This window comes from Frankia sp. CeRuru1 (genome assembly GCF_977966315.1).
Map to the genome: position 1 here is coordinate 15,273 of NZ_CDWWEW010000033.1, position 7,458 is coordinate 22,730.

At 71.0% G+C, this 7,458-nt stretch carries 7 protein-coding genes; 3 read left to right on the forward strand and 4 right to left on the reverse strand.

All coding sequences use genetic code 11. The annotated features are described in order from the left end of the window. On the forward strand, positions 1–242 hold a 242-nt coding region (locus AC08OP_RS04410), incomplete at its 5' end, for a hypothetical protein (RefSeq protein WP_476613016.1). A gap of 6 nt (positions 243–248) precedes the next feature. Here AC08OP_RS04410 and AC08OP_RS04415 read toward each other — a convergent pair. From AC08OP_RS04415 to AC08OP_RS04425, 3 genes are all read right to left on the reverse strand, one after another. After that, positions 249–1,010, reverse strand: a complete 762-nt coding sequence (locus AC08OP_RS04415) for a 3-hydroxyacyl-CoA dehydrogenase (protein ID WP_476613017.1) — start codon at positions 1,008–1,010, stop codon at positions 249–251. A gap of 219 nt (positions 1,011–1,229) precedes the next feature. Next, positions 1,230–2,867 carry an LCP family protein gene (locus AC08OP_RS04420; protein ID WP_476613018.1) on the reverse strand — a complete coding sequence of 546 codons (1,638 nt, stop codon included), beginning with the start codon at positions 2,865–2,867 and terminating at the stop codon, positions 1,230–1,232. 188 nt (positions 2,868–3,055) lie between these two features. After that, a complete protein-coding gene (locus AC08OP_RS04425) occupies positions 3,056–3,322 on the reverse strand; it encodes a DUF1876 domain-containing protein (protein WP_476613019.1) in 267 nt (88 codons plus the stop codon). A 173-nt stretch (positions 3,323–3,495) separates the two neighbouring features. Between AC08OP_RS04425 and AC08OP_RS04430 the strand changes: the two genes are divergently transcribed. Further along, positions 3,496–4,233 carry a DUF427 domain-containing protein gene (locus AC08OP_RS04430; protein WP_476613020.1) on the forward strand — a complete coding sequence of 246 codons (738 nt, stop codon included), beginning with the start codon at positions 3,496–3,498 and terminating at the stop codon, positions 4,231–4,233. Positions 4,234–4,325: 92 nt separating this feature from the next. Here the strand turns inward: AC08OP_RS04430 and AC08OP_RS04435 are convergent, their stop codons facing one another. Continuing rightward, positions 4,326–6,101, reverse strand: coding sequence for a sensor histidine kinase (locus AC08OP_RS04435; protein ID WP_476613021.1), 1,776 nt, complete (start codon positions 6,099–6,101; stop codon positions 4,326–4,328). A 103-nt stretch (positions 6,102–6,204) separates the two neighbouring features. On the opposite strand from AC08OP_RS04435, the gene AC08OP_RS04440 reads away from it, so the two are divergent. Continuing rightward, positions 6,205–7,458, forward strand: a 1,254-nt coding sequence (locus AC08OP_RS04440) for an acetyl-CoA hydrolase/transferase family protein (RefSeq protein WP_476613022.1), incomplete at its 3' end; no start/stop codon positions are given.

Consider the following 7,458-nt stretch of genomic DNA (forward strand, 5'->3'; position numbering starts at 1 on the left):
CCCTGGAATCGGTCAGCGTGGCCCTGGACCTGTCCGGCGCGCTTGACACGGCGGCCGAACGGGCGCGGCTGAGCAAGCTGCTGGCCGAGGCCGGCAGGGAGAAGGAGCAGGTCGCCGCGAAGCTCGCCAACCCGAACTTCGCCGGCCGCGCGCCGGTCGCCGTGGTCGAAAAGACCCGCCAGCGGCTGCTTGACGCCGAGACCTCGATTGCGCGCCTCGCCGAGCAGCTCGCGGCGCTGTGAACCCGTTCAGCGGGGTGCCATCCGAATGGCACCGTCGAGGCGGATGGTCTCGCCGTTGAGCATAGGGTTCGCGATGATCTGGGTTGCGAGCAGGCCGTACTCGTCGGGGGAGCCCAGGCGGGAGGGGTGCGGGACCTGCTGGCCGAGGGAGACACGAGCCGGCTCCGGCAGCGAGGCGAGCAGCGGGGTGTCGAACAGGCCAGGGGCGATGGTCACCACGCGGATCTTCAGACTGGCGAGGTCGCGGGCGATCGGCAGCGTCATGCCGACGATGCCGCCCTTGGACGCCGAGTAGGCGGCCTGCCCGATCTGGCCCTCGAACGCCGCCACGGACGCGGTGTTGATGATGACGCCACGCTCGTCGTCGATCTCCTCGGTCCTGCTGATCCGCTCGGCCGCGAGCCGGATGACGTTGAACGAGCCGATCAGGTTGACCTTGACGACCCGCTCGAAGATGGCCAGCGGGAACGGCCCTTCCTTGCTCAGTGTCTTGGCGGCGTTGCTGATGCCGGCGCAGTTGACGGCGATGCGCAGCGGGCCCAGCTCGGCCGCCACGTCCAGAGCTGCCGTCACGTCCTGCTCGGAGGTGACGTCGCCGGGGCTGAATCGCACCGAGCTGCCGAACTTCTCCGCGACCGCCGCGCCGTTCGAGGACGGGAGGTCGAGGAGGACCACGCTGGCACCAGCGTCGACAAGCCGGGTGGCGGTGGCAAGGCCGAGGCCGGAAGCCCCGCCGGTCACCACGGCGACTGAATCCGTGATCTGCACGTGAGTTCCTCTCCGGGAGGGACGCCGGCCGGAGGCTCGGCCTTGGCTGTGCGGGGTGGAGCTGGGGGAGCGACCTGGCCGACCCCCGACCGCGGCCAGAGGAGGCGGCCATCCGTGCACACCCCGGAAGACGTGCACACCCCGGAAGAGTAGTGCAAGCCACGCGGGCGGACCGCGGTCCCGTGGGCCGGTGGGACTCTACCGGCGGGACCAGGAGAATCAGTAGGTGCAGGTGGGTGCGCCCGGCGAGGGCGCACCCACCTGCGCTCCCGGCGGCGCTGGTCCGGCCGCTGGTGCCGCCGGCGTGGGTGCGGTCCCACTGGCCGTCACACTCGGCGTCACCACCGCGGTGAAGCCGGAGCCCAGGACGAGCTGGACACCGGTGATGCTCGCATCGGCGAGCAGGACCGAGCCGGGCACTGCCGCGGCGACAGTGTTCGCCTTGGCCTCCTGCCCGGGGGCGTAGACCACCCGGGAGGTCTCGTGGGTGAGGACCGAGGCGTTGCCGGCGTTGCGGGCGTGGAAGCCCTTGGCGGTCAGCTGCTCGGTGACCTTGGACGCGAGTCCGGCCCGCGACGAGCCGTTGTAGACGGCGACCCGGACCTGGGAGGGCGCGGCGGCGGCGCCGGGAGCGAGCGCCGGACCGGTCCCCCTGCTCCCGGCGTCGGTGGTAGAACTCGCGCCCTCGACCTTGCCACCCATCGGCGCGACGATGCGCTGCAGGTCGTCCGGCCGGTAGAACTGCACGGAGGCCGGGACTCCGTGCAGGAGGATGTTGCCGTTGTCGTCGAGCGCCCCCTCGGCACGGGTCGGCGCGTGGACGGGCACGGTCTGCATCTGGAGGCCCCCGGTGGCCAGCCCGCGGACTCGGGTCCCGAGGCTGCGCAGGTCGGCGATGCTGGTGTGGTCGTCGAGGGTGAGCGCGCTCGCCGCCGCCGACATCAGCTTCTCGGTCTTGACCGGGTTCGTCAGGGTGTCGCCTGTCATGATCTTGCGGAACATCGCACCGATGAACTGCTGCTGCCGGCGGATGCGGTCGAAGTCGCCGTCCGGCAGGCCGTGGCGCTGGCGGACGAAGGCCAGGGCCTGGTCGCCGCCGAGCTGGATCGTCCCCGGCCCGCCGACGAATCCGCTCATCGGGTCGTTGGTGTTCGTGCTCACCCGCCACCGCCCGCGGTCGTCCTGGTAGCGGCTCGGTTCCGTGCCCGACGGCTTGATGCAGACCTGGACACCGCCGATGGCGTCGGTGATTGCCCTGAAGCCCGCCAGGTCCATCGAGAGGTAGTGGTCGACCTGCAGGCCGGTCAGGCTCTGCACCGTCCGCACCAACAGCGACGGGCCGCCCACGGAGATCGCGGCGTTGAACTTATCGTGCCAGGCCTTGTGGTGTTTGCCGGCGTCGTCGGTGTACTCGGGGATCAGCACGTACATGTCACGGGGGAACGAGACCATCGTGGTGGTCCCGTCCTTCGCCAGGTGCGCGAGGATCGTCGTGTCGGAGCGCTGGCCCGGCGCGTTCCCGTACTTACCGTCAGTACCGGCCCGGCTGTCGGTCCCGACCAGCAGGTAGTTCGCGCTCCCCACTCCGCCGGAGTCGCCGCTCGAACCGAGGCCGAGGTCGATCCGGTTGACCTTGCCGTCGACATAGAAGTACGCGGCCCAGCCCCCCACCGTGGCCACGAACACGATGCAGGACACGAAGGCCAGGAACACCAGCAACCCGCGACGCCTCGCCGACCGCCCGCCGCGTGCCGACCCGGATCCCGACCGGCCGGACCTCGATCCCCGCGGGTCGAGCCGGGGCGGAAGCACCCGCACGGGGTCGGCGGAGTCGTTCTGCAGGTGCGGTGCGGTCACTTCCCGCCTCTCCTCGAGCGGTCCGGCGAGCAGGGTCCGGCATAGCACGGAAAGTAACACGAATGGTTTCATGCTCCCGGATGAGGGGTTCAGCCGGGTTTGGCCATATCCGGGCGGTGGGCGGCGCCGGCTCCACTGGCTCTGCCGGCTCCACTGGCTCCACTGGCTCCGCCGGCGGCGGACGACGATCACATGGTCCGGTCGGGTCCCGCTATCGCCGCCTGGATATTTTCGGCGGCCGCGTCGAGCAGGCGGTGTGCCAGCTCCGACAACGCGCGCGCGGCGGCCACCTCGTCCCCGATCTCGGGAACGTCGGGTTCCCCGGGGTGCAGCCGGGCCTGTCCCGTCCCGTGTAGATCGTCGCGGGCGCTGCCGTGCAGGGCCGCGTCCGCCTGGGTACGGCCGTCCTGCTCCGTCAGGGAGATCTGCACGGTCCAGGTTCTTGTGGTGGTCATCTCGGCCTCCGTCCGACGAGCTCTCCTCGGATGAGTTCTTCCTGGTTGTCACGTGCCCGCGTGCTTCCCGGTGACACGGGGGCGGGAAGGCGCGGGGCGCCGCGCCGGTTGGCCTAGAGAAGCAACCGGTCCCGGGAGGGACCCGTTTGAATGCGAGGACGGGAGGCGAGCGGATGACGACCGAGGCACGAGGGCGGGTTCGGCTCGAACAGGGCCGCAAGCGGGTGCGGGCGTATCTGGGCGGCCAGCTGGTCGCGGATACGGCGCGCCCGGCGCTGGTCTGGGAAAATCCCCACCATCCTGTGTACTACCTGCCGAGGGCGGACGTCGGCGCGACCCTGGCGCCTACCGGGCGGGTGGAGCACTCGCCGAGTCGGGGGGAGGCGGTCTACTACGACGTCGTCGTGGCGGGGACGACCGCCCCCGAGGCGGCCTGGTCCTACCCGCAGTCACCGCTGGAGGGGCTGCGCGACCTGGTCCGCTTCGACTGGAACGCGATGGACGGGTGGTTCGAGGAGGACGAGCCGATCTACGTCCATCCGCGCAGCCCGTACACCCGGGTGGACGCTCTCGCCAGCTCCCGGCACGTGCGGGTCGAGGTTGACGGGGTGACCGTCGCGGACTCGCGCAGACCCGTCATCCTGTTCGAGACGGGCCTGCCGCCCCGCTACTATTTTCCCCTCACCGACGCCCGGCAGGACCTGCTCCGCCCCTCGGACACCCGGACCAGCTGCCCCTACAAGGGGCACGCCGAGTACTACTCGGTCGAGATCGACGGGAAGACGTACCCCGATCTCGTCTGGACCTACCGGACCCCGTTCCCGGAGAGCGCCCGGATCGCCGGGCTGGTCTGCTTCTACGAAGAGCGCGTCGACCTCTTCCTGGACGGGGAGAAGACGGCGACTCCCTGAGCTCCCGCCGGGAACGCAGAGATCCGTCGCGGATCTGTGACGAATCCGTGACGAATCCGTGAGATCCGTCGGCTGGCGGATCTGCGGACGGGTCAGCTGGTCGGCACCGACCAGCGCAGCTGGGTGCCGCCGTCGGGGCCCGGGCCGAGTTCGAAGGTCCCGCCGAGGTCCTGCGCCCGGGCCCGCATGTTCGCCAGCCCGCTGCGGCGGGTGGTGGAGCCGATGCCGACCCCGTCGTCCACCACGTCGACGGTGACGGCGCCGCTCGCGGCGGTCACGGTCACCTCGACACTGCCCGCCTTGGCATGCCGGGCGGCGTTGGACAGCGCCTCACGCACGACCGCGATCAGATGGTCGCCGAGGGTGGGACCGATCATCGTGTCCACCGGTCCGTCCAGCCGGACCCGCGGGGTGAAGCCGAACGCGCCGGTCATGTCGTCGATGACGCCCAGGATCTGCGCCCGCAGGCCGCTGCCCGTGGCCGGTGCCGCCCGGCCCCGCAGCTCGAAGATGGTGTGGCGGATCTCCCGTACCGTCTCGTCGAGATCCTCCACGTAGGTGTTCATCCGCTCCGCCCGGGTGGGCCGCTCCTCGCTGGCCGCGAGGCCCTGCAGGCCCATCGCCACCGCGAACAGGCGTTGCATCACGTGGTCGTGCAGGTCGCGGGCGATCCGGTCGCGGTCCTCCAGCAGGGACAGCCGGCCGCGTGCGGCCCGGGAGCGGGCGAGTTCCAGCGCGAGCGCGACGTGCGCGGCGAACGCGGCCGCCAGCTCCAGGTCCGCGTCCGTGAACAGGTCACCGCCACGGCGCCGGGCGAGGATCAGCGCCCCGGACGTGACATGTGACGTGATCAGCGGAACGATCATCGTTGGCCCGATGTCGAGGTCGTGGAGCTCGGATTCGGCCAGTTCGCGGACGTCGGCGACGACCAGCGGCGCATGGTCGCGTACCGCGTGGCCGGCCAGCGAGCTCTCTATCGGTACCCGCCGGCCCCGTAGCAGGTCCGCGTCCTGCCCGGCGGCGACGTCGAAGGACAGCTCGGTCGCCGTCTCCGACCCGAGAGCCAGCGCCGTCGTGTCCGCGCGGGCGACGTCGCGGGCCCGCTGGACGATCAGTTCCAGCGGGTCGTCGCCGTCGGCGAGCAGATGCCGGGTGATGTCGGCGGACGCCTGCGACCACTGCTGGCGATGTTGGGCCTCCCCGAACAGCCGGGCATTGTCGATCGCCACACCGGCGTTCGCGGCCAGCGCGAGCGCCAGCTCCTCGTCCTCCGCGGTGAACACCCGACCGCCGCGTTTCTCGGTGAGGTAGAGATTGCCGAAGACCTCGTTGCGGACCCGGATCGGCACCCCGAGGAAGGCCCGCATCGGTGGGTGGCCCGGGGGGAAACCGACCGCCTGGCGGTGGTCGGCGATGTCGTCGAGGCGCACCGGCTGCGGTTCCGCGATGAGCAGGCCCAGCACGCCGTCTCCCCGGGGCAGCCGCCCTATCGTCTCGACGAGTCCCGGGTCCATCCCGACGTGCACGAACTGTTCGAGCCGACCGTCGCGGGAGATTACCCCGAGCGCGCCGTAGCGGGCGTCGACCAGCTCGCACGCGGACTCGACGATGCGCCGTAGCACCACGTCGAGACTGAGGTCGGCGGTGATCATCCGGTTGGCTCGCAGCAGGCCGTGCAGCCGGCTCTGAGTGGCCAGAACGTCCTGGGCCCGGTCCACCAGTTGGGCGAGAAGCTCGTCGAGCTCGAGCCGAGCGACCGCGGGAAAGATCAGCTCTCCCGGCGGTCCCGGCGGTCCTGGCGGCGGTGCGGTGCCGGCCAGATCGGAGGTCCCTTCGTCCGCGGAGGCGAGGTCCCGTTCGGACTCCATGTTCTCAAGACGATAACCGACCGGGCCTGGGCCGGCATGAGCCGCGGGATGAGGTGATGACCATTCTTCGCCGGCCGCGCACCGGATACGCCACCATGCGGGTATGGATATCGTCAGCGAGGCGGAGTTCGGTCGCCGCGTCGAGACCCATCTCGCCGCAGGCTCCGGTGCGGGCGGTGGAGCCGGTCCTGGGGTAGCCGGTCCTGGGGTAGCCGGTCCTGGGGTAGCCGGTCCTGGCCGATGGCGGTCGGCCACGCCGCGGGTCGTGGCGGCGGGGAACTTCGCTACCCCGCTCGTCGCGCTGCGTGTGATCGACGCGGTGGTGAGTGAATACCGCCTCTTCATGATCAACGCTCAGGGCGGCGTGCCGGAGCGCGACGGCGTGACGCCGGAGACCGCGTTCGTCGGCCCGGCGATGCGCAACGTGCCTGGCCTCGACTACCTGCCCAACCGGCTCAGCCTCGTACCCCGCCTGCTCGCGACCACCCACCGGCCCGACGTCGTCGTGTTGCACACCAGCGTGCCCGACGGAGGGAAGGTCTCGCTCGGCACCGAAGTCAACATCCTGCCGGCCGCGGTCGAGGCGGCCCGCGCGCGCGGGGGACTAGCGGTCGCCCAGCTCAACCCGTCGATGCCCTACACCTTCGGCGACGGTGAACTGAGCATCGACGACGTCGACCTCGCCGTGGAGGTGGAGCAGCCGCTCGCCAGCCCCGCGGTCACGCTCGTCGACGACGTCCGCGGGCAGATCGGCGAGCGGGTCGCCGCGCTCGTCGAGGACGGGGCGACCCTGCAGCTCGGCATCGGCGGTGTCCCGAACGCCACGCTGTCGGCCCTCGTCGACCGGCGGGATCTGCGCGTGTGGACCGAGACCTTTTCCGATGGCATGCTCGCGCTCGAAGCCTCCGGCGCGCTGGCCGCCGGGACACCGCTGCGGACCTCGTTCCTGTTCGGGTCGGCCGAGCTCTACTCGTGGGCGCACCGCAATCCGCGGTTGCTGCTGGTACGCACCGAGATCGTGAACGACCCGGGGGTCATCGCCCGGCAGCCGCGGATGACCTCGATCAACACCGCGCTGCAGGTGGACCTGTATGCGCAGGCGAACGCGTCCTGGATCCGCAACCGCATCTACTCCGGCTTCGGTGGGCAGTCCGACTTCGTCGTCGGCGCGCTGCACGCGGCCGACGGCAAGGCGATCATCGCCCTGCCGAGCCGGCATGCCCGGTCGGGGGATTCCTGTGTGCTGCCGCGGCTTACCAGCCCGGTCACCAGTTTCCAGCACAGTTACGTCGTCTCCGAGAACGGGACCGCGGCCGTGTGGGGGCGTGGTCAGCACGAACAGACCGCCCGACTTAGA